The 22,031-nt window shown below is 71.7% G+C and carries 16 protein-coding genes; 3 read left to right on the plus strand and 13 right to left on the minus strand.

Annotation, left to right across the window (positions count from 1 at the left end; translation table 11 throughout):
* Window positions 1–30 precede the first annotated feature (30 nt).
* Window positions 31–666, minus strand: a complete 636-nt coding sequence (gene orn / locus ACQPZQ_RS08595) for an oligoribonuclease (RefSeq protein ID WP_433293814.1) — start codon at window positions 664–666, stop codon at window positions 31–33.
* A 102-nt stretch (window positions 667–768) separates the two neighbouring features.
* Between orn and ACQPZQ_RS08600 the strand changes: the two genes are divergently transcribed.
* Window positions 769–2,328, plus strand: a complete 1,560-nt coding sequence (locus tag ACQPZQ_RS08600) for a helicase HerA-like domain-containing protein (RefSeq protein WP_433293816.1) — start codon at window positions 769–771, stop codon at window positions 2,326–2,328.
* Window positions 2,329–2,334: 6 nt separating this feature from the next.
* On the opposite strand, the gene ACQPZQ_RS08605 is transcribed toward ACQPZQ_RS08600, so the two are convergent.
* The 12 genes from ACQPZQ_RS08605 to ACQPZQ_RS08660 all read right to left on the minus strand — a co-directional run bounded on the left by ACQPZQ_RS08605 (window position 2,335) and on the right by ACQPZQ_RS08660 (window position 20,658).
* Window positions 2,335–3,957 (minus strand): PH domain-containing protein, encoded by a 1,623-nt coding sequence (locus tag ACQPZQ_RS08605; RefSeq protein ID WP_433293818.1) that lies wholly within the window; start codon window positions 3,955–3,957, stop codon window positions 2,335–2,337.
* Complete coding sequence (locus ACQPZQ_RS08610; RefSeq protein ID WP_433293820.1) at window positions 3,954–4,463, minus strand: PH domain-containing protein; 510 nt, start codon at window positions 4,461–4,463, stop codon at window positions 3,954–3,956. The genes ACQPZQ_RS08605 and ACQPZQ_RS08610 overlap by 4 nt, the downstream gene beginning before the upstream one ends.
* Before the next feature lie 61 nt (window positions 4,464–4,524).
* Complete coding sequence (locus ACQPZQ_RS08615; RefSeq protein ID WP_433293822.1) at window positions 4,525–5,625, minus strand: hypothetical protein; 1,101 nt, start codon at window positions 5,623–5,625, stop codon at window positions 4,525–4,527.
* Between the two features lie 131 nt (window positions 5,626–5,756).
* On the minus strand, window positions 5,757–6,641 hold the full coding sequence (locus ACQPZQ_RS08620; protein WP_433293824.1) for a sucrase ferredoxin: 885 nt from the start codon (window positions 6,639–6,641) through the stop codon (window positions 5,757–5,759).
* Between the two features lie 50 nt (window positions 6,642–6,691).
* Window positions 6,692–8,308, minus strand: coding sequence for an AMP-binding protein (locus ACQPZQ_RS08625; protein ID WP_433293826.1), 1,617 nt, complete (start codon window positions 8,306–8,308; stop codon window positions 6,692–6,694).
* A 68-nt stretch (window positions 8,309–8,376) separates the two neighbouring features.
* Window positions 8,377–10,254, minus strand: a complete 1,878-nt coding sequence (locus ACQPZQ_RS08630; RefSeq protein WP_433293828.1) for an ArnT family glycosyltransferase — start codon at window positions 10,252–10,254, stop codon at window positions 8,377–8,379.
* A 687-nt stretch (window positions 10,255–10,941) separates the two neighbouring features.
* On the minus strand, window positions 10,942–12,819 hold the full coding sequence (locus tag ACQPZQ_RS08635) for an ArnT family glycosyltransferase (RefSeq protein WP_433293831.1): 1,878 nt from the start codon (window positions 12,817–12,819) through the stop codon (window positions 10,942–10,944).
* A complete protein-coding gene (locus ACQPZQ_RS08640) occupies window positions 12,816–14,075 on the minus strand; it encodes a glycosyltransferase (protein ID WP_433293833.1) in 1,260 nt (419 codons plus the stop codon). The genes ACQPZQ_RS08635 and ACQPZQ_RS08640 overlap by 4 nt, the downstream gene beginning before the upstream one ends.
* Window positions 14,076–14,280: 205 nt before the next feature.
* Complete coding sequence (locus ACQPZQ_RS08645) at window positions 14,281–16,230, minus strand: ArnT family glycosyltransferase (RefSeq protein WP_433293835.1); 1,950 nt, start codon at window positions 16,228–16,230, stop codon at window positions 14,281–14,283.
* Window positions 16,227–18,230, minus strand: coding sequence for a glycosyltransferase family 39 protein (locus ACQPZQ_RS08650; protein WP_433293837.1), 2,004 nt, complete (start codon window positions 18,228–18,230; stop codon window positions 16,227–16,229). The genes ACQPZQ_RS08645 and ACQPZQ_RS08650 overlap by 4 nt, the downstream gene beginning before the upstream one ends.
* A gap of 122 nt (window positions 18,231–18,352) precedes the next feature.
* A complete protein-coding gene (locus tag ACQPZQ_RS08655) occupies window positions 18,353–19,930 on the minus strand; it encodes a sensor histidine kinase (protein WP_433293839.1) in 1,578 nt (525 codons plus the stop codon).
* Window positions 19,927–20,658, minus strand: a complete 732-nt coding sequence (locus ACQPZQ_RS08660) for a response regulator transcription factor (protein ID WP_379660279.1) — start codon at window positions 20,656–20,658, stop codon at window positions 19,927–19,929. Before ACQPZQ_RS08660 ends, ACQPZQ_RS08655 begins: the two co-directional genes overlap by 4 nt.
* A 143-nt stretch (window positions 20,659–20,801) precedes the next feature.
* Here ACQPZQ_RS08660 and ACQPZQ_RS08665 point away from each other — a divergent pair, with 143 nt between their 5' ends.
* Window positions 20,802–21,491 (plus strand): DUF2461 family protein, encoded by a 690-nt coding sequence (locus ACQPZQ_RS08665; protein WP_433293842.1) that lies wholly within the window; start codon window positions 20,802–20,804, stop codon window positions 21,489–21,491.
* Window positions 21,492–21,565: 74 nt separating this feature from the next.
* Complete coding sequence (locus ACQPZQ_RS08670; RefSeq protein ID WP_433293844.1) at window positions 21,566–22,006, plus strand: hypothetical protein; 441 nt, start codon at window positions 21,566–21,568, stop codon at window positions 22,004–22,006.
* Window positions 22,007–22,031: the final 25 nt, after the last annotated feature.

Genomic DNA, 22,031 nt, shown 5'->3' on the forward strand with positions numbered 1-22,031 from the left:
GTTCCGGCCTCGACCGGAACCTCCACAAGCCTAGCGCGGCGGCTCCGCAACATCGAACCGGGTTACCTCCTGGCCCGCGACCTGCGCCGCAGCGGCTTGCGCCTGCTCCGTGGTCGGTCCCGGCGCTGCGACGAAGAGGGTGCGCCGGTAGTACTCGAGCTCGCGGATCGACTCCTCGATATCGGCGAGCGCGCGGTGCGCGAGCCCCTTCTCGGGCTTCGCGTAGAACACCCGGGGGAACCAGCGGCGGCACAGCTCCTTGACCGAGCTGACGTCGACCATGCGGTAGTGCAGGTGGGCGTCGAGCTCGGGCATGTCGCGGGACAGGAAGCCGCGGTCGGTGGCGATCGAGTTGCCGGCGAGCGGGGCGCTGCGCGGCTCCGGGACGTGCTCACGGATGTAGGCGAGCGCGAGTGCCTCGGCTTCGGCGAGCGTGACGTTCGACGCACGGACGGCCTCGGTCAGGCCGGAGTGGGCGTGCATCTCACGCACGACGTCGGGCATGCCGGCGAGCGCCGACTCGTCCGCATGGATGACGACGTCGACACCGCGGCCGAGCACATTCAGGTCGCCATCGGTCACCAAAACGGCAATCTCGATGAGCGCGTCGCGCTGGAGATCCAGCCCGGTCATCTCGCAGTCGATCCATACCAGACGGTCGTTCACCCCCGTCACATTAGGCCCGGGGCCGGAGCCACCGCCCCCCGCGCGGGGTGAGTCGCGTTCGCAGCCCTGCCGGAAGGGGGCCCTCCGGCTAGGCTCCGGCCCGTGGAGAACACAATCGGCGCTGATCAGAGCTCTGCAGCACGGGAAATCTCCGCCGGGTACGCCACCGACGGGGCCGCCCTCGAACTGGGCACGGTCGTCGTCGACGGGGTGGTCGACCCGTCAGCGCGCGTGCGCATCCCGTTCGCCACTCTCAACCGGCACGGGCTGGTTGCGGGTGCGACGGGCACCGGCAAGACCAAGACGTTGCAGGGGATCGCCGAGCAGCTGTCGGCTGCCGGGGTGCCGGTGTTCCTGGCCGACGTCAAGGGCGATCTGTCGGGGATGTCACGGCCCGGTGAGCCCGGGCCGAAGACTGAGCAGCGGTCCCGGGAGACCGGGGACGAGTGGGTGGCCACCGCGTACCCAGTCGACTTCATGTCGCTCGGCGGCGACAGCTCGGCCGTCCCGATCCGGGCCACCCTCACCCAGTTCGGGCCCATCCTGTTGTCGAAGGTGCTCGACCTCAACGAAACGCAGGAGTCGACGCTCGGGCTGATCTTCCACTGGGCCGACCAGCGCGGCCTGCCGCTGCTGGACACGAAGGACCTGCGCGCGGTCATCCAGCACCTGACCAGCAGCGAGGGCAAGGCCGACCTCAAGGGCATCGGCGGGGTCTCCTCGGCCACCGCGGGGGTGATCTTGAGGGCGCTGGTGAACCTCGAGGCCCAGGGCGGGGAGGCCTTCTTCGGCGAGCCCGAGTTCGAGCCCGCCGACCTCCTCCGGCAGGTCGACGGCAAGGGGGTCGTCACGCTGCTGGAGCTGTCCGAGCAGGCGGCCAACCCGCGCCTGTACTCGACGTTCCTCATGTGGCTGCTCGCGGAGCTGTTCGAGGACCTCCCCGAGGCGGGTGACCTGGACAAGCCCAAGCTCGTGTTCTTCTTCGACGAGGCCCACCTGCTGTTCACGGACGCGTCCAAGGCGTTCCTGGAACGCATCGAGCAGACGGTGAAGCTCATCCGCTCGAAGGGCGTCGGCGTGTTCTTCTGCACCCAGCTGCCGACCGACATCCCCAACGACGTGCTCTCGCAGCTCGGCGCACGCGTGCAGCACGCACTGCGGGCGTTCACTCCCGACGACCAGGCCGCGCTGGCCAAGACCGTCCGCACCTACCCGAACACGAAGACCTACGACATGGAGGAGGCGCTCACCTCGCTGGGCATCGGCGAGGCGATCGTCACAGTGCTCTCCGAACGCGGTGCGCCCACCCCTGTGGCCTGGGCCCGGATGCGGGCACCGCGCTCGCTGATGGCCGCGATCGGCAACGACGCCGTCACCGCGGCGGCCAAGGCGTCTCCGCTCTATGTGAAGTACGGGCAGACGGTCGACCGCGAGTCGGCCTACGAGCGGCTCACGGCGAAGATCGCCGAGCCGCCGCCCCTTCCGGCACCCGCCGACGTCCTGCCACCCGCCTACGAGCCTCCGCCGCGTCGCGAGCGCGAGGAACCGAGCATGGTCGAGGACGTCCTCGCCTCGCCGGTGGTCAAGTCGTTCCTCCGGTCGGCCGCGAGCGCGTTGGGCAGGGAGATCACGCGCGGCATGTTCGGCACCCGCCGGAGGTGACAGCTCTCACCGGGTGCCGAGCTGCGGGTCCTCCGGGGCGGCTGTCGCGAGGAAGGGCGTGAGCAGGTGCGGAACCGAGGCGTCGGCGAGTGCGACGCCGTCGGCAGCCGCGACGTCGAGCACCTGGTAGCCGCCCGCGCCCGCCGCAGTGATCGCCTCCACCGTGACGAGACCTGACCGGCGCTGGAAGATGCTCTGCCGGAACGTCCAGCCGATCACGCCTGCCCGCTGCAGCGCGACGGTCCGCCGCTGGATGGAGCCCTGCCTGCTCACCAGGTAGCGGGCGGTGAGCTCGTGGCCCAGGTTCCGGAAGCGGTCGAGAGCGACGAGGGCCGCGAGCGGGAGCAGTAGCAGGCTCGGCACCGCCAGCTCGGTCAGGAACTGCACGGCCGACCCGGCGACGAACAGGCCCGCCACCAGCACGCCGGTGGGTACGAGCGCGCGGGTCATGCGCCTTTGCAGCGCGGCGGGCGGGTGCTTGCGCAGCGGGGCGAGGGTGATCTCCTGCGCCTGTTCGCGCAGCGCCGCCGACGCCACGCGATGTGCCTCGGGACGTGGGCAGGGCGGCTGCAGCGCCCCGCCCTGTGCGGAGCGCGTGAGGCCCGTGGAGAGCGCCTTGGAGTAGGCGCCGCGCCCGGCGCGGAGCAGCAGCGGCTCGACGACCTCCACGCCGCGCAGCCGCTGCTCGGACACCGAGAGCGAGCGCCGCGTGAGCAGACCTCGCCGGACGCGCAGCGTGCCGGTGCCGATTCCGGCGGACGGGGTCGCAGCGACGGCGGGGTCGCCGGCTTCACGGGTGAGCCGGTAGCCGTACCAGCGCTCGGCGAAGAGCACCATGGCGCCGACCACGGCGACCACCAGCAGGAACGCCGCCAGCACCGCGATGGTGGCCCAGATCGGGGTGCTGGTGAGCCGGTCGGCCGCGTCGTCGACGGCGGGGATGTCGCGGGGGTCCACACCGAGCTCGCCGATCAGGTTGAACACCGCCGCCCCCATCGCGCCGATGCCGGCGATCGCGGAGAACGTCAGTGGTGCGAAGCGCAGCCACGACCAGTTCAGCCGGGCCAGCTCCGTGGCGGGTGGGCGCGGTGGCGTCACGGGGGCGTGTTCGACGGACCCGGGACCGGCTGCGGCGGGGGAGCGGTCCAGCAGCTCGCGGCGCAGCCGGTCGGCCTCCGTCTTGCTGACGGCGTCGAGCTGGAGCCCGGCGCTCTCCATCGGCGATCCGGACGCCGCCCCGACGTGTACGACACTCAGCCCGAAGATGCGGTGCAGCAGCTTGGCGGTGAGGTCCACGGTGCGGATCCGGTCGCGCGGCACCGAGCGCCGCTGGCGGCGCAGCCACCCCGTGTGCAGCTCCACACGGTCCGGCGTGACCCGGTAGCGGGTGGTCCGCCACCGGATGGCGCCCCCGATGACGACCAGCACGCCGATCCCGAGGGGGAACCACACCTGCATCGGGGTGCCCTGCCGCCCGGTGACGAGCAGGATCAGCACGACCGGCAGCAACCGGACGAGGCCGGCGATGGGGCTCACGACCAGCATCCGTTTGTCGAGCCGTCGCCACGGCGTCTCGACGACGGGCGGCGCGTCGGCGCCGGTGGTGTCGATGTCGGTGCCAGGCGTCATGTCGCGTCGCCCGGGGTGGCCTGGGTGGTCTCGGTGAGCGTGCGGGCCAGCTCGGCGGCGGCGTGGGCCTCCAGGCCGCTGATCTTGACCGGTCCGCGCGCCGAGGCCGTGGTGACGGTGACGGTGGCCAGCTTGAGCAGCTGCTGCAGCGGTCCGTGCTCGGTGTCGACGGTCTGCACGCGGGAGATCGGGGCGATGCGCCACTCCCGGACCAGCCACCCCGACAGCGTGTAGACGGCCTCGGGGGTGACCTCCCAGCGATGGATCCGGTACAGCAGCGGCGGCACCAGGATCGCGTAGCCGAGGGTGACCACAGCGGTGGCCGTGGCCGTCCAGGTGAGCCAGCCCGGTGCCCCCGCGCCCATCACGACCAGCACGACGACCTGCGGGACGACGAGGACCACCAGCGTCACCGCGGCCCGCAGCTGCCACCACCGCACGGCCCGCGGGCTGACCTGGTGGGCGGGTGGGCGAAGCGGTAGAGCAAGAGGGGCGGCGGTGGCCATGGCAGGAGTCTGCCGGTGATCCAGGGAGCCCGGAAGTGGGTCCGCCTCGCGCCGGGCCGCGTCACTCCGGGCAGGCGAAGGCCTTCATCTGGGCGGTGCGGACTCCCGCCGTCTGTGCCTGGATCAGGTGGAACGCGGCCTCGCGGGCCCACCGCTGCTCCGGGCTGGACAGCAGCAGCGCGCTGCCCGAGCGGGCGGCGATCAGTGCATTCGCCGTGCGCACCGCCAACTCGGCGACCTCGGCACGCAGCATCGTTCGTTCGGGCACCCGCTCGTGCAGCGGAACACCGGTGAGCAGGGCATACGCCTCCTGCCGGACGTGGGCGGCGCGCTCAGCGAGCGCCAGGGCGAGTTCGACGGCCTCCGGCCGGTCGCGCGTCTCGCCGAGCTCGGCGAGCGCGACAAGGGTGCGGCGCAGCAGGCCCATCGACGCCGGGGTGGTGTTGGCGGTGCGGGCGGCGTCGTGGGTGCGCCACGCCGGGGCGTCGACGGTCGCGAGCACGTCCTCGGCGTCGATCTGCAGGCCGTCCATCTCGAGGGCGACGGTGCGCGTACCACCCATGACGGCCAGTGGGAGCGCCGCGCCCGCGCGGAGGCCGGGGCATTCGGCGGCGGGCAGCAGCGCGAGCACGAACCGGTCGTCGGGGGTGGACGCCGCGATCATGACGACGTCGAGCAGGCCCCAGCCGGTGCACCAGTCTGCCGTGCCGGAGAACACCCAGCCGGAGTCGCGGGCCTCCGCGCGCACCGCAGGCGGCCCGGGCCTGCGGATGTGGGCGATCGCGATGCCGGCGCCGGTGCTCGCCAAGGCCAGGCCTGCGCGGTGGCGGGCGGCAGCGGGCCCGAGCTCGATGGCGTCCGGAGGAAGTCCCGGGAGCGGACCTCGGGAGGGCGCCTGCGGAAAACGGTGCTGGGTGGTGACGAACCAGGTGGCCCCGCAGGCCCCACTGACCAGCTCGACCGTCTCCGCGTCCACCCGGTCGTCGGCACCGTGGCCGCCCTCCGCGGCCGCGATCCTCACCGACAGCAGGCCCTGCTCGGCCATGAGCGTGAGGTGGGCGGGGTCGACGCCACGGGCCGGCTCGTCCGCGGCCTCGGCGTGCGGGGCCAGCACGTTCGCGGAGATACGGGCGGCGGAGAGCACCGCCGGATGCTCGGCCACGCGAGGTTCCGGCGCGAAGAGGGCTGCGACGGACGTCGCCGCAGAAGGGGACCCAGAAGGGGACCCAGAAGAAGACTCGGTAGGCGGCGCCACCGGAGGGATCGCCGCAGGGGGGATCACGCGCGTGGACGTTACGCGAGCCGACGCATCCCGGCCGCCCGCAGCGCCCTGGACGGCACGGGGTCGTCGCCGCAGGACGCGGGGCGTGCCCCACCTGCCACCTCGGCGACGTCGACCGACCAGCGCCTGCCGTCCTGCGCCGTGACGATCGCCCCGCCCGGAGCGTGGTCGGCCCGCAGCACTCCGGCGTCACGCAGCCCAGTGGCGGCGCGAACCGCCAGTTCGGCCACCTGGCCGGCCGGCGTCCACGTCGAGCGCCCGCGGCACATCGCCGTCTCGACCTCGCCCGACGCCGCTGCCTTGTACGCCGCCACCGCTGCTGCCTGGTCGAGCCATCCGTAGGTGTACCCGGTGGGGAGGACGAGCGCGGTGGGGGCGAAACGGTGGCCGCCGAGGTGGGTGCACTCCCAGACGTCCAGCTCGTCCACGCCGGTGAGGGCCATGGCGAGCGCCCGCCCGTCGAGGGCGCAACAGCGGTCGCGCCTGCCGTGGGTGCACACCAGCAGCAGGGGGTCGGGGACCGCGGCGCCGGGGAGCGACTCGCCCGGTCCGGGCAGGGTCACGTCGGCGAGCTCCGCCGGCCCGGCCACCGTGAGCACGGTGGTGCGGGCCGTGGCGGGAGCGGTGTCGGTGAGGTAGACGCGCGAGGGACCGTCGGGGTCGTCGCACTGCCTGCCCGGGCGCCGGATCAGGAGCAGACGCCACCCGCCGGCCTCGGCGTTCGCGACGAAGGCGGCGACCGACGGGTCGGTGTGGCTGCCGACGGTCCGTGGCCACGCGCCCCGGTGCTCCACACACACCCAGCGGGACGCCACAGGGCCCGTTCCCGCCAGCGGTTCGCCGAGAGCGCGAGCGAGCACCGCGCACCGTGCAGCGCCCACTCGTCCGTCAGTCATCCCGGCGAGCCTATCCAAGGCTGCCCTAACTCAGGCGGGTGAGGTCTCCGTCAGCTCCGGTCGGAGCCGAGCTCCCGGTGCACGACCTTTCCAGTGGCGTTGCGTGGCAGTTCGTCGACGAACTCGACGTCACGGGGCACGGAGAACCGGCTGAGTTCGGCACGCACCCAGCCACGGACGTCGTCGGGATCGACGGAGGAGCCGGGCTCGAGCACCAGGTAGGCGGCCAGCCGTTGGCCGTACTGCTCGTCGGTGACGCCCTTCACGGCGGCCTCGCGCACCTCCGGCCGGGCGGCCAGCAGCTCCTCCACCGGTCCGGGGTGCACGTTCTCCCCGCCGGAGACGATCATGTCGTCGGCCCGGCCGGTGAGGTGCAGCCTGCCGTGCTCGTCGAGCCTGCCGATATCACCGGTGCCGAGCAGCCCACCGGAACGTTCGACGTCGGAGCCCTCGCGCGTGTACCCCTCGAACGGCATGTCGTTGCGCACGAAGATGCGCCCCTCGGTGCCGACGGGAACGGGCTGCCCGTCCTCGTCGAGCACCACCAGCTGGGTGCCGGCCGGGGCCCGGCCCGCGGTGCCGGGTGCGGCGCGCAGGTCGGCGGGCGAGGCGATGCTCACCCAGGACACCTCGGTGGAGCCGTAGAGGTTGTAGAGCACGTCGCCGAAGCGGTCCAGGAACGTCGTGGCGAGATCGGCGGGCAGGGCCGACCCGCTGACGGCCACGATCCGCGGCCGGTGCGTCGACCACGCGGCGTCGAGCTCCGCAGCGGGCAGCTCCAGCACTCGTTTGAGCATCACAGGCACGGCGAACACGGCGTCGCAGCGCTGTTCCTCGGCCGCGTGCAGGAAGCCGACCGGGTCGAACTTCCGCCGCAGTACCACCGGTGCTCCGTGCAGCGCGGCCAGCTGGAGCGCGGCGAAACCCCACGTGTGCAGCAGCGGTGCCGCGATCAGCACCGGCTCGGCGGCGTGCAGCGGGATCGTCGACAGGATCGCCGCCGCGGGGGCGAGGCTGCGCGGCGGCGGTCGGCGCGCGCCCTTGGGCGTGCCGGTGGTGCCGGAGGTGAGGACGATCGTGCGGCCCGCAGGAGGTCGCAGCGGCAGCGAACCGGAGCCGTCCAGCTCGGTGAGGTCGTGAACGACCGCGCAGTCCTCCGGCAGCCCGGCCAGCGCCGCGCCGAACTCCGTGTCGGCGACGACGGTGTGCAGCTTCTGCTCCGTCGCGACGTCACGGAGCTGCCCTGCCGAGAGCCCGGTGTTGAGCAGAACGACGTCTGCCCCGAGCTTGCCCACCGCGACTTGTGCCTCGACGGCGCCGCGGTGGTTGCGGCACAGCACCCCGACTCGCACCCCCGGACCGACGCCGGTGGCGGCGAAACCGCGGGCCATGGCGTCGGTCCGGCGGTGCAGATCGCCGTAGGTGAGCGAGCCGTCCTCGTCGATGATCGCGGTGCGGTCGGGATGCCGGGCCGCCCCCATCTCGTAGATGGCCGTGATGCTGAAGCCGTAGCGCACCAGGCCCAGACCCATCCCGAGCAGTCGGTCGGGGCGAATGGGGCGGACCACCCCGGAGCGCGTCAGCGCCACGATCGCGCGTCCCGATCCGACTGCTTCCTCGGCACCCGTCTGCACGGTTGCCAGCACCCGCGTGAGCACATCGATCACGGCCTCAGTCTCCCAGCGGTAGGTGTGACCTCGCAGCGCTCAGCGACGTGATCCACGCGTCCGTGCATTCAGCGCTGGGGTTGCGGTTGCGCGGGCACGGTCAGGTCGTAGACCATCTGGCCGCCGACCTCCGAGCCCGGGTAGTTGGCCTGCACCCACTTCGTGACCGGAGATTTGGAACGGTGACTGGGCTCCGGGAGGACGAAGTAGTGCACCTGGCGGGTGGCGCTGAACTGTTGGAACTGCTCGAGCGTCGGTGCCGGGTCGTTGCCGTTGAACCCCCCGATGCACATCACCGGGGTGAGGCTCGCCAGTGAGGGAACCGCAGCATCGCGGCAGCCCACCGTCGCCGCCGACCATTTCGTCCCCGCCTGCTGCAGCAGGGTGATGAACGCGGGGTCGAATCCCAGCTGCGGGGTGAACAGTGCGGAATCCCCGGATGGGGACGAGGGATCGAAGTCCGCGGGCTCGTCGGAGTCGTCGTCCTTCATGCCGTGGTCGGCGGGCGGGCCGGCGAGCGGCTTGCTGCCGTGCGGTATCGCTGCGGTGTCGATGGCGTAGGCGAACGGCGCGAGCAGCGCGGTGAGCATGATCAGGGCGACGGCCGCGGTTTCCCAATGCCGTCCGGCGGGCCGGGCGAGCAGGGCGATCACGGAGAGCACCCCGAAGGAGATCACCAGCCAGCGCAGCCATGGCAGGAAGTTCGGTGAACGCTCGAGCAGCACCACCGACCAGGCCGTCGTCAGTGCCACGATCACGGAGAGCGCGATGCGGCCGTGCTGCGTCGCTCGGAGCTTCCACAGCTCGCGTCCGCCGATGCCGACCAGTCCGGCGATGCCGGGGACGAGCGTCACCGTGATGTAGGAGTGGAAGTCACCCGCGACGAAGCTGAGGATCAACCCCGTGACGAGTGTCCAGGCGCCCCACATGAGGAGAGACGCACGGATGCGGTCGGTGCGAGGGGCGCGACGGGTCAGCCAGAGCCCGATCAGCAGGAGGATCAATGCGGCCGGCAACAGCCACGCCACCTGCGAACCCACCTCGTCGCTGAACATGCGACCGATGCCGGGGGTGCTGGCGAAGCCGCCCCCTGGCGTCGCGCCGGTGACGACGTGCTTGTCGTCGCCGACGAGCCGGCCGACACCGTTGTAGTCGAGTGCGAGGTCGAGCACGCTGTTGTCCGCCGAGCCACCGATGTAGGGGCGGTCGGTGGTGGGCCACAGCTCGACGATCGCCACCCACCATCCGGCCGCCACGACGATGACGACACCCGAGGCGAGGAGTTGGCCGATGCGGCGCCACACGGTGGTCGGGGCTGCCACGAGGTAGGCCAGCGCAAGCGCGGGCACGACCATGAAGGCCTGGCCCATCTTGGTCAGGAACCCGAACCCGAGCAGCACTCCGGCGAGTAGCAACCAGCGGGTGGAAGCCGACTCGATCGCGCGGACTGTGGCGTACGCCGCGCCGACCATGAGCAGGGTGGCGAGCGCGTCGGGGTTGTTCATCCGGAACATCAGTACGGCCACCGGCGTCAGCGCCGTCACCGCGCCCGCGAGCAGGGCGGCGTTGGGTCCGCTGACCCGCCGCACGGTGGCGTAGACGAGAGCGACCGTGGCTACGCCGGTCAGCGCGATCGGGACGAGCATGCTCCACGGGGAGAAACCGAAGATCCGGCTCGACAAGGCCATCAACCACAGCGATCCCGGTGGCTTGTCCGTGGTCGTGATGTTGCCGGTGTCGAAGGAACCGAAGAAGAAGCCCTTCCAGCTCTGTGTCATCGACCAGACGGCCGCGGAGTAGTACGTGTTCGAGTAGCGAGAGGCGCCGAGATCGGACACGTAGAGAGCGGCGGTGGTGGCGAGCAGAACGCCCAGCGCGAGACGATCGCGCCGGATCTGCGGCAGTACTCCGATTCGGGGGAGCCTTTCGGCGACGGTTGCAGTCACAGGTTGATCTCCTGGGCGTCAGGGGCGCCGGAGCGCCTCGGGCGGAAGATCCACGAACGGAACGTGACGAACCGCAGGATCGTTGCCAGTGCGTTTGCGGCGGTGAGGACGATCAGCGCCGCCCCGTGGTAGCGCCATCAATGGGATGAAGCAGATAGCTTTTCCGTCCCGTCGTACATCGTGCAGATCGGTTCGATGGCTTCGATTTCGGACAGATGCCCACGGACCAGCCGTGTACGGGTACTGAGCGTACGGGATCGGTACGTCGTCGGGTAGCCATTCGAATCCCGGGTCAGTCTGCTGTCCACTTTCCGAGCCGTGTTCCTGGCAAAGCAGGCGCGGCACTCCGAAATGGTTGCAGGTTCCCGTCGCGGCGCTCACACTGGTTGCGGGATGGAGCGACATGGAAATGGAAGGAGTCGCCAGTAGTAATAGTAACAGTAATGGTAGTAGTAGTAGTCAATCGTGAAAGCAGGGCGGGTGGAACGCCGGAGCGCCGGCCCTCCCCGGGCTTGGAGGCCGCGCACCTCGGCGCTCGCCCAATGCGAGATCTGGCGAGTACGCCACCTCCGCCGAATGCCCGGTGATTTCGTCCAGCCGCCAGTTCTCGGAACGGGGAAACCCGGACCGGCCATCGATCCGGGCCGGATCAGCGCGGCCCGAGGCCTATGAGCAGGTCGTCAGCGGTCAGGCCTGGGGCTGTGGTTGCGGAGGCCGGGTCAGGTCGTAAAGCATCTGCCCACCGACCACGGAGCCCGGGTAGTTGGCCTGCACCCACTTCGTGATCGGAGATTTGAAACGCCGACTGGGCTCCGGGAGGATGAAGTAGTGCACCTGACGCGCGGCGATGAAGCCCTGGAACTGTTCCAGCGTGGGCGCCGGGTCGTTGCCGTTGAACCCGGCGATGCACATCACTGAGGTGAGGCTCGCCAGCGCGGGAACCGCGGCATCGCGGCAACCCACCGTCGCCGCCGACCATTTCGTCCCCGCCTGTTGCAGCGTCGTGACGAACTCCGGCTGGAATCCCAGCAGCGGAGTGAACAGCGCGTCCGTACCCGACGGGGCGGAGGGATCGAAGTCGGCGGGCTGTTCGTCGTCATCGTCCTTCATGCCGTAGTCGACCTTGGGGCCGGCGCTCGGCTTTTCGGCGTGTGGCGTCACCGCGGTGTCGATGGCGTAGGCGAACGGTGCGATCAGGCCGGTGAGCGTCGCCAGGGTGATGGTGACCACCCCCCAGCGCCGTATGGCCGGCCGGGCCAGCAGCGCGACCACGGTGAGCGCACCGACGAGTGCGACCAACCAGTGCAACCACGGCAGGAAGTCCGGTGAGCGCTCGAGCAGCACCACCGACCAGGCCGCCGTGACCGCCACGGTCACCGCGAGCGCGATCCGGCCCCTTTGCGTCGCCCGGTGCTTCCACAGTTCGTGGCCGCCGATGCCGACCAGTGCCGCGATGCCGGGGACGAGCGTCACCGTGATGTAGGAGTGGAAGTCACCCGCGACATAGCTGAGGACCACCCCCGTCACGAGCGTCCAGACGCCCCACAGCAGCAGGGACGCGCGGACGCGGTCGGTGCGTGGGGCGCGGCGGGTCAGCCAGAGCCCGATCAGCAGCAGGATCAATGCGGCGGGCAGCAGCCACGCCACCTGTGACCCCACCTCGTCGCTGAACATGCGACTGATGCCGGGGGTGCTGGCGAAGCCACCCCCTCGCATCCCGCCGGTGGTGCCGTGCTTGTCGTCGCCGACGAGCCGGCCGACACCGTTGTAGTCGAGCGCCAGCTCGAGCACGCTGTTCTTCTGCGAGGCACCGATGTAGGGGCGGTCGTCTTTGGGCCACAGTTCGACGATCGCCACCCACCATCCGGCCGCCACGACGATGGCGACGCCGGACGCGAGGAGTTGGCCGATGCGGCGCCACACGGTGGTCGGGGCTGCTACGAGGTAGGCCAGCGCGAGTGCGGGGACGACCATGAAGGCCTGGCCCATCTTGGTCAGGAACCCGAACCCGAGCAGCACTCCGGCGAGTAGGAGCCAGCGGGTGGATGCCGACTCGATCGCGCGGATGGTGGCGTAGCCCGCGCCGACCATGAGCAGGGTGGCGAGCGCGTCGGGGTTGTTCATCCTGAACATCAGTACGGCCACCGGCGTCAGCGCCATCACTGCACCTGCGAGCAGGGCGGCGTTGGGCCCACTGATCCGCCGGACGGCGGCGTAGACGAGAGCGACGGTCGCTACGCCGGTCAGCGCGATCGGGACGAGCATGCTCCATGGGGAGAAACCGAAGATCCGGCTCGACAGCGCCATCAACCACAGCGATCCCGGGGTCTTGTCCGTGGTCGAGACGTTGCCGATGTCGAAGGAACCGAAGAAGAAGGCCTTCCAGTTCTGCGTCATCGACCAGACGGCCGCGGAGTAGTACGTGTTCGAGTAGCGAGAGGCGCCGACATCGGACACGTAGAGCGCGGCGGTGGCCGCGAGCAGCACACCCAGCGCGAGACGATCGCGCCGGATCTGCGGCAGCGCGCCGATCCGGGGCAGCCTCTCGGCGACGACTGCGGTCATGGACGGGCCTCCTGGGGGCCCGCCGTGACCCTCCGGCGCGGTCGGAAGATCCACGACCGGAACGCGATGAAGCGCAGGATCGTCGCCACCCCGTTCGCGGCGACGAGCACGATCAGCTCCATGACTCTGCCCGCTTCCGGTGCCCACTCCTTCAGCGCAGCCAGTGCCGCCGTGGTGAGGGCGAGCCCGAGGCCGAACACGACGAGGCCCTGGAAGTGGTGGGCCGCGGCAGCCGCCCCGCCGCGCACGCCGAACGTGACCCTGCGGTTCGCAGCCGTGTTCCCGATGGCCGTGACGACGAGCGCCACCAGGTTGGCGTTGAAGGCGCCGAGCGGGCCGCGCATCAACGCGTACAGGACGAGGTAGGCGAGTGTGCTGACCACGCCGATCGCCGCGAACCGGATCAGCTGGCCCGGCAGCCCCCGCGGCACGCCGGCGACGTCCGGCCCGGTGAGTGCGCCCCGGCCGAGCTGGCCGCGCAGCTCCTGCACCGGGAGCCGGCCCGTGGCGAGCGCCCGGCCGACCCGGAACACACCCTTGAGGTCAGCCACGGCGGTCTTGACGATGTCCACCCGGCTGTCCGGGTCGTCCACCCAGTCGACGGGCACCTCGTGGATACGCAGGCCGCTGCGCTCCGCCAGTACGAGCAGCTCCGTGTCGAAGAACCAGCCGGTGTCCTCCACCAGCGGCAGCAGCCGCTCTGCGACGTCCGCCCTGATGGCCTTGAAGCCGCACTGAGCGTCGGAGAACCGGACGGCCAGCGCCCCGTGCAGCAGGATGTTGTAGGCGCGGGAGATGAACTCCCGCTTGGCGCCGCGCACCACGCGGGAGCCGCGACCGAGGCGTGTACCGATCGCCAGGTCGGAGTGCCCGGAGATCAGCGGCGCCACCAGCGGAAGCATTGCCGCCAGGTCCGTCGACAGGTCGACGTCGCAGTAGGCGAGCACCTGCGCATCCGACCTCGACCAGGCCGCCTGCAGCGCCCGGCCACGGCCCTTCTGCACCATCGTCATCGCGGTCACGCCGGTCAGCTCGGAGGCGAGCTCGGCCGCGATGCGTGGTGTCGCATCGGTGCTCGCGTTGTCGGCGATCGTGATCCGGAACGAGAAGGGAAAGTGCTCGCTGAGGTGGCTGTGCAGGCGGTGTACCGATAGGGCCAGATCTTTTTCCTCGTTGTAGACGGGGACGACAACGTCGAGCACGGGAGGGAGAGACCGGCCTGCGGGGGCGATATGCGGGGCGCTGTCGACGCTCATATGGGCGATCGTTGGTGGGGTCGCTGTCCCGCCGTTGTGCCGATCCTGTGCGCGGGCTGTGCGTAGGCCCCTCCGGCTGTGATGCTGCTCATGTCATAGCAACCTCGCCTGTCCGCCCGTTTCGCGAGGTCAGACACGGTCCGGCGTGGACTGTCGCCGGGGTGAACCTTGTCGCCAAGAGATCGACATCCCCCGCTGCGGGCGATCAGTGCACCGGCTGAGTCAGGTCGTAGAGCGTCTGTCCGCCGACGTCGACGGGGGCGAAGGAACCCTCCACCCACCGGGCGATCGGGGACCGCTCTTGCCCACCGGAACGGCCCCGTTTGCCCACGAAGAAGTAGTGCACTTGTCCCGCGGCGACGTAGCCCTGGAACTGCGCGAGGGTCGGAGCGGGATCCGCGCCGTAGAACCCGCCGACGGACATCACCGAGGTGCCGCTGGCCAGGGCGAGGGGCGAGGCGGCCTGGGCGCCGATCGCGGCTGCCGACCACGTCGTCCCCGCGTGCCGCAGGAGGGCGACGAGATCGGGAGCGATCTGCGGATCGGGTCCGCCGACCAGGGCCGCCACGCCCAACGGGAGCGAGTCGGCATGGCGCCGGAGCTGCTCGAGGAACAGGCTCGCGGCACCCGTGGGTGGTCCGGCGTTCGGCGTGCTGCCGGTGTGTGGAGTCGTCGCGGTCTGCACGGCGTAGGCGGCAGGAGCGAGGCCACCGGTGAGCAACACGAGGAGCGCGGTGACCGCGCCGAGACGCCGCCCGCCCGGCCGCACCAGCAGTGCGAGTACGGCGAGAACGCCGACGACCGCCACCACCCAGCGCAGCCACGGCAGGAACTCCGCGGAGCGGTCGAGCACCACCACCGACCACACCGCCGTGCCGCCGACGACCAGTGCTGCCGCGACCCGGCCTGCCAACGTTGCCCGGTGGCGCCACAGCTCGTGGCCGCCGATGCCGACCAGTCCTGCGACCCCCGGAGCCAGCGCCACCGTGTAGTAGGAGTGGAAGATCCCCGCCGCCAGGCTGAAGACCAGCGCTGACACGACCGTCCACGTTCCCCACAGCAGGAGGGACGCTCGGGTGCGATCGATGCGAGGGGCTTGCCGTGTCGACCACAGCCCGATCACGAGGAGCGCGAGCGCGGCCGGCAGCAGCCACGAGACCTGCGAGGCCACCTCGGTGCCGAACATGCGCGTGAGGCCGGGTCCGCCGCCGAAGCCGGGGAAGCCACCCATGGGGCTGGGATGTGGTGGCATCGCCTCGTGCGGGACCTCGGCTGGGGGATGCGCCGCTGCGCCTCCGCCGGGTGGGTGGGGCATGCCGAAGTGGCCGAAGATCCGGCCGAGCCCGTTGTAGCCGAGTGCGAGCTCGAGCACGCTGTTGGTCGTCGAGCCGCCGATGTACGGACGGTCCGCGGCGGGCCACAGATCCACGGTGGCCACCCACCAGCCTGCCGCCACGACGAGGGCGAACCCCGCGGCGACGAGCTGGCGGACCCGGCGCCAGAACCCCGTGGGCGCCGCCACGAGATACGCCAGTGCGAGCGCGGGCACCACGATCAGCGCCTGCCCCATCTTGGCCAGGAACGCGAACCCGATGAGGGCCCCGGCGAACAGCAACCACCGCGTGGAGGCGGCCTCGACCGCGCGGACGGTGGCGTACCCGGCGGCCACGATCAGCAGCACGAGCAGGGCATCGGGGTTGTTGAACCGGAACATCAGCACGGCGACGGGCGTCAGTGCCATGGCGGCGCCGGCGAGCAGCCCGGCGCCGGGTCCGCTGACCCTGCGCACCGCGGCGTAGAGCAGGGCGACCGTGGCGACGCCCATCAGCGCCTCCGGCACGAGCATGCTCCACGAGGAGAACCCGAAGATCCGTCCCGACAGCGCCATCACCCAGAGCGACGCCGGTGGTTTGTCGACGGTGATGACGTTGCCGGCGTCGAACGAGGCGAAGAAAAACGCCTTCCAGCTGCGGGTCATCGACTGAACGGCCGCGGCGTAGAAGTCGTTGGCGAATCCGGACGCGCTCAGGTCCCACAGGTACAGCACCGCGGTAGCGGCGAGCAGCACGACCAGGCCGAGGCGCTCGTGCCGACGCCGGGGAGGCGGCAGGGCCGTGACGGGCGGCGGACCGCTCGGGGCGAGGGTGGCGGTCACGGCGCCACCGGCTTCGTCAGGTCGTAGAGCGTCCGGCCGTCGACCGTGACCGGGGTGAAGTTCGACGCGGCCCACCTCGCGATCCGGATGGCCTCGTCGCTCCCGCCGCTCGCGGTGTCGTCCGGTCCCGCGCCGCCGACGAACCAGTGCACCTGCCCGTCCGCCACGAGCTGCTGGAACCGTTCGAGCGTGGGGGAGGGATCCGTGCCGTTGAACCCGCCGACGGCCATCACGGGCGAGCCGGTGGCCAGCTGGTATCCGGCGGCGTTGTTGGACCCGACAGCGGCGGCGACCCACGTGTAGTCGGCGGCATCGCGCTCGAGGAGCGCGTCGACGTCCGGCGAGACCGCGGGGGAGTCGAGGAGCGTCGCGAGACCGCCGAATCCGCCGCCGAGAAGTCCCCAGCGCGCTGGTCCGGCGCCGGGCCCTGACCGGCGCGGTCCGGGCCGGGCGGGTCGATCGGCTCCGTTCTTACCTCCGAACCCGTGCAGCCCGGGCAGTCGCAGGCCGGACAACGCGAAAACGGACCGCTGGGGTCCCGCGGAGGGGATCGCTCCGGTGTGGGGGACGGCCGCCGTGGCCAGCGCGAATCCGCTGGTGCCGGCGAACGAGGCCACCACGGCCACGACCGCGACCACTGCGGCCGGCCCGTACGACAGCCGGTGCACGACCAGCAGACCCACCACGCCGACCACGCCCGCGACGAGCACCGCGGGCGCGAGCCAGGGCTGCCACTGCGGGGTCCGTCCCAGCAGCACGAACGCCCATCCGGCCGTCAACGCGACGAGCACGGCCAGGAGCACCCGCGGCGCGACCGCGGCCCGGCGCCGCCACAGCGTCACCGCCCCGATGCCGACGAGCGCCGCGATCGCGGGCGCCAGCGCGACCAGGTAGTACGGGTGGAAGATCCCCGCCATCAGGCTGAACACCGCGGCGGTCACGAGCAACCACCCGCCCCAGACCACCGTGGCCGCGCGCAGCCGATCGGTACGCGGGGCCCGGCGCGTCGACCACAGCAGCACGACGAGCAGCACCAGCGCCGCCGGCAGCAACCACGACGCCTGCCCGCCGAGCTCCGCGTCGAACAGGCGCGTCAGGCCGGTCTCGCCCCAGCCGCCCGTCCGGCCGCCCGCCCCACCGCCGACGCTGCCGACCTCGTTGCCGGTCAACCGGCCGAAGCCGTTGTAGCCGAACACCAACTCGAGCACGCTGTTGGTCTGCGAGCCGCCGATGAAGGGCCGCGAGTCCGCGGGCCACAGCTCGACGACCAGCACCCACCAGCCCGCCGTCACCACCAGGGCGATGGTCGCGAGCGCGAGGTCGCGCAGCCTGCGCCCGAAGGTGACCGGCGCTGCCAGCAGCCACGCCGCCGCGAACGCGGGCACCACCAGGAATGCCTGCAGCATCTTGGTGAGGAACCCGAGCCCGATCAACGCGCCGGCGAGCACCAGCCACCGCGTCCGGCCCGACTCGACGGCGCGCAGCGTGCCGTAGGCCGCCGCGACGAGCAGGAGCGTGAGCAGCGCGTCCGGGTTGTTGAACCGGAACATCAGCACGGCGACCGGGGTGAGCGCGAGCGTCGCACCAGCCAGCAACCCGGCCGCAGTGCCTGCGGTGCGCCGCACCGAGGCGTACAGCAGCCCGACCGTGGCGACGCCCTCCAGCGCCTGCGGGACGAGGATGCTCCAGCTGCTCAGCCCGAAGAAGCGCACCGACAGGCCGGTGACCCACAACGCCGCAGGCGTCTTGTCCACCGTGATCGAGTTGGCGGCGTCCGAGGATCCGAAGAACCACGCCTTCCAGCTCACGCCGCCGGCCTGCGCGGCCGCGGAGTAGAACGCGTTGGCCCAGCCCGAGGCCGAGAGACCCCACAGATACAGCACCGCGGTGGCCGCGAGCAGGACGACCACCACGGCCCGCCGCGCCCGGGCCGAGGTACGGCGCGGCTGCGGACACCCGATGTGTGGCGGGTCGGCGGTGGCCGGAAGCGTGGTGGTCATATGCGCCGAGGCTGGAGATTCGGCCTGTGCCATCCCAATGGGATGCCTGTGCGGCCGCTGTGATTCCGGACGGCGCCCCCATGATCACCCGAACGGGACGCGGGGCGCTCCTGACGAGGAGCTCAGGGGCGGGGCGGGTGAGGCACCGGCGCGACATCGCCGTCGGCCTCTGCCGGGGCAGCGGTGGTGTCCGCGCGGTCCGCGGCATCCGTGCACACGCCGTCTGCAGGATTGCCGGAGGGTGAAAGGCCGCTGTGTACGACGCGCAGCGGCACCGTCTGCTCGGGCGCGACGCTCGGCAGGCGCACGATGAACGTGCTACGGCCCGGGACGCTGGCGACCCGCACCGAACCCCCGTGCGCGGCGACCACGGCGTCGACGATCGCGAGCCCCAGCCCGCTGCTGCCGTTCGCCCGCGACCTCGACGTGGAGCCGCGCGCGAACCGCTCGAACACGTGGGGCAGCAACTCGGGCGCGATCCCCGGCCCGTCGTCCACGACCTCAAGCCGGGCGCCTGCGGACTCCACGGCGAGGGCGACGGTCACCGTGGTGCCCTGCGGCGTGTGCGTGCGGGCGTTGGCGAGCAGGTTGGCCAGCACCTGGGCCAGCCGCAGCGCATCGCCGGGCACGGTCACCGGCTCCTCGGGAAGATCGAGCTGCCAGCGGTGCCCGGGGCCTGCGGCGTGCGCATCGCTCACCGCGTCGACGACGAGCCGCGTCAGGTCGACCTCGCGGCGCTCGAGCGGCCGGCCGGCGTCGAGCCGGGCGAGCAGGAGGAGGTCCTCGACGAGGGTGGTCATCCGCTCGGACTGGGCGGAGATCCGCACGAGTGCGTACTCGGCGTCGGCCGGTAGCTCCCCGCGCCTGCTCAGCTCCGCGTAGCCGCGGATCGCCGCGAGCGGGGTGCGTAGCTCGTGGCTCGCGTCGGCGACGAACTGGCGCAGGCGCGTCTCGCTGTCCTGGCGCGCCTCCAGCGCCGCCCCGACGTGGTCGAGCATGTGGTTCAGGGCCGCCCCGACCTGACCCACCTCGGTGTGCGGGTCGGTGTCGGGCACCCGCTCCACCAGCGAGACCTCACCGCGGTCCAGCTGGAGCGTGCTGACCCGCGCTGCGGTGGCCGCCACCCGTTCCAGCGGTTCCAGCTCCCGCCGCACGAGGACGGCACCGGTGAGACCCGCGCCCAGCAGCGTCACCGCGGCGACGATCAGCTCGGTGGTGACGAGCCGGGCCACCGTGTCCTGCACGGTGCGTTCTGTGAACCCGGTGACGATCACGTCGCCGCTCCCGCCCGGCAACGCCACGAGACGGTAGACGCCCAGCGGGCCGAGATCGGCGCTGAGCGGTGCGTGGTCCACGGGGACAGCGGCCAGGTCGGGGTATTCCTGGGGCGACACCGGCTGCACCCCGCCGTCGCGGGTGAACACCCACGCGGAGAGGACCTGGCCGTGCCGGAGGACAGCGCTCAGGCTGTCGGCTGGGCGGAGTCCGGGCCGCTCTTCGGCGTCGAGCGGAGGCAGCAGCGTCGAGTCCGAGTCGATGCGGGCGAGCACGCGGCTCGACACCCGCAGGTCGCCGTCGAGCCGGCTGAGCAGGAAGCCGCGCAGCGTCAGGGCCGTGACCAGTGCGACCACGGCCGACGCGACGGCGAGGAGCAGCAGCAGCGTCGCGACGAGCCGCGTCCGCAGCGAGCGGCTCCTCACCCCCCGGCCGCCGGTTTGAGCACGTAGCCCGCGCCCCGGACGGTGTGAATCATGGGTGTGCGGCCGGCGTCGATTTTCTTACGCAGGTAGGAGACGTACAGCTCGACGACGTTGGACTGGCCGCCGAAGTCGTAGTTCCACACCCTGTCGAGTATCTGTCCTTTGGACAGCACGCGCTTGGGGTTGCGCATGAGGTATCGCAGCAGCTCGAACTCGGTGGCCGTCAACTCAACGGGTGCATCGCCCCGGCGCACCTCGTGGCTGTCCTCGTCCAGCACGAGGTCGCCCACGATGAGCTCGGAGCCCTGCCGGGCTGCCGCCATGCCGGAGCGGCGCAGCAGCCCGCGCAGCCGGGCGACCAGCTCCTCCAGGCTGAACGGCTTCGTGACGTAGTCGTCGCCGCCCGCCGTGAGCCCCGCGATCCGGTCCTCCACGGCGTCCTTGGCGGTCAGGAACAGCACGGGGACGTCGGGGGTCTCCGCACGCATGCGGCGCAACACCTCGAGGCCGTCGAAATCGGGCAGCATCACGTCGAGGACGACGGCATCGGGCCGGAACTCCCGCGCGGCCCGGACGGCCGACGTGCCGTCGGCCGCGGCGCGCACGTCCCATCCCTCATAGCGCAGGGCCATCGACAGCAGATCGGACAACGAGGCCTCATCGTCGACGACGAGGATCCGGATCGGGCTGCCATCGGCCCGCCGCAACGCCGTGGCCTGGTCCCTCATCGTCGACATGCTAACCAGCATCGCGCGCAGGACTGTGCCGTCGATGGGCGAAACCTGTGCGCCCGCTGTGGAACCGCCGGACTCACCGCGTCGTCCAAGTGCCCATCGATCAACTGCAGCCGACCGTACCCGAGGGGGACGAGATGGACGTGTTCGAGGGATGGCCCGCCGACGCCACGGTGTTCCTGGCCGAGATCGCCGCCGACAACAATCGCGAGTTCTGGACTGCGCAGCGCCACCGCCATGCCGCCGCGGTGCAGGCGCCGATGCTGGCCCTCGCCGCTGAGCTGGCTCCCGAGTTCGGGCCGGTCCGTGTGCTGCGGCCTGCCGTCAACAGGCGGTTCCGGCCCGACGCCCCGCCGTACCGCACCGACACCGGGGGTGTGGCCACCACCTCCGGGGGGTCGGCTCTCGCCGTGGTGCTGTCGGCGTCGGCGCTGTCGGTCACAGCGGGCCACTGGTCGTTCGACGCCGGTCAGCTCCGGCGGTACCGGGCGGCGGTCGACGGGCCGGTGGGGGAGGAGCTCACCGCACTGCTCGCCGGGCTCGACGGTCTCGTGCCCGATCCGGGACGCCCGCTCACCGGCACACCACGGGGCTTCGGCGCCGAGCACCCCCGCATCGCGCTGCTGCGCAGGCGCGGCTTGCAGCTCACGTGTTCCCGGCCCGCGGGCGAGTGGCTCGCCACGCGCCAACCGCTGGAGTGGGTGCGTGCCACGTGGCGCTCGGCCGCCCCGGTCCTCGCCTGGCTCGATGCGCACGTGGGCCCCGCCGAGCCGGTGCAGCGACCTCGGCCGGCTACGGAAACGCCGGTGGTGCCATTGCCGGCGTGAGCTCCGTCTCCGGGCCGCCGGGTCATTCCTCGGCGGGAATTGCCGGTCGCAATGCCCGGAGCGACGCTCGTCGCATGCCCACGCAAGAGATCCAGGAGATCGCAGTGCCGGACGCGCAGGAGCTCAGCCACCGCTATACGTCGGTCTGGAACGAACCCGACGCCGAACGGCGCAGGCAGCTGATCGGCGAGCTGTGGGCCGAGGACGGTGTCCAGCTGTTGCAGCCGCCGGAGGCGGTCGTGGCGACGGCGAGTGCGCTGGGGGTGACTCCGACGTTCGAGGTGCGCGGGCACGCGGCGCTCGAGAACAGGGTCGCCCTGGCCTACGAGGAATTCGTGGCGCCCGGCAAGCACGTGTTCCGGACGCGTCCCGACGCCGTCGCCCTTGCCGGCGTCGTCAAGTTCCACTGGGAGATGGTGTCGCTGGCCGACGGGGAGCCGGTGGGCGGCGGCCTGGAGTTCCTCGTCCTCGACGGAGACGGTCGCATCCGCACCGACTACCAGTTCATCGGCTGACCGGCGCGGTCCCGCTGTCGCCGGC

Origin of the sequence: Pseudonocardia sp. CA-142604 (assembly GCF_050948475.1) — a bacterium.
Classification (GTDB): Bacteria; Actinomycetota; Actinomycetes; order Mycobacteriales; family Pseudonocardiaceae; genus Pseudonocardia; species Pseudonocardia alaniniphila.